This is a genomic window from Massilia pseudoviolaceinigra (genome assembly GCF_030846505.1).
Taxonomy (GTDB): domain Bacteria; phylum Pseudomonadota; class Gammaproteobacteria; order Burkholderiales; family Burkholderiaceae_D; genus Telluria_A; species Telluria_A violaceinigra.
In genome coordinates this window covers 1-615 of record NZ_JAVCWL010000134.1, presented here as the reverse complement: position 1 = coordinate 615, position 615 = coordinate 1, and the positions used below count along the sequence as shown (strand labels likewise).

General features: G+C 56.6%; 1 protein-coding gene. It reads right to left on the bottom strand.

Translation table 11 applies throughout. The annotated features are described in order from the left end of the window. Nucleotides 1-506, bottom strand: a 506-nt coding sequence (locus RBA40_RS33430) for an IS110 family transposase (protein WP_306653225.1), incomplete at its 3' end; no start/stop codon positions are given. Nucleotides 507-615: the final 109 nt, after the last annotated feature.

Below are 615 nucleotides of genomic sequence, written 5' to 3'. Positions count from 1 at the left end.
GTCACATGGGCTGCAACGTCCTGCATGCCGGCAACCGTGTGGGCTTCCAACCGGTTCGCTTCCTGCTGCCGGATGTCTTTCAATGCTTGAACGCGCAACGTCCAGGCCCGTAGCTGACGCTGCTCCAGGGGCGGCGGCGTCCATCGCTCGGGCTCCATGGCCAGGCAGTAGCGTGCAATCAACCGCGAGTCGATCTCATCATTCTTGTTACGTATGTTTTCGCTATAGCCGAATCCCTTGATGCAAGCAGGATTGACGACACTGACTCTGAAACCCGCAGCGTGCAACGTGGTGGCGACTGCCTCATGGTAGGCGCCTGTGGACTCCATACACACGTGCAACGCAGGCAGGGAAGCCTTTGACTTGCCGAGCCATTCCAGCAAGGCCTGGTGTCCATCAGGCGTGTTCTGAACGACCTTCGCTTTGACCTTGCCGTTCATCAGTAATGCAACATCGAGCTTGGATTTGCTCACATCGATACCCAGCACATCGCGTACTGCTTCCATTTTTGACCTCTCTCGTATGCGGGCTTACGCCAAGGCGATGGCCCAAGATACCGTTCGGACTTACAAAATGAAAACGGGCGGGGGCATCTATCTGACCCACGTGCTCAAT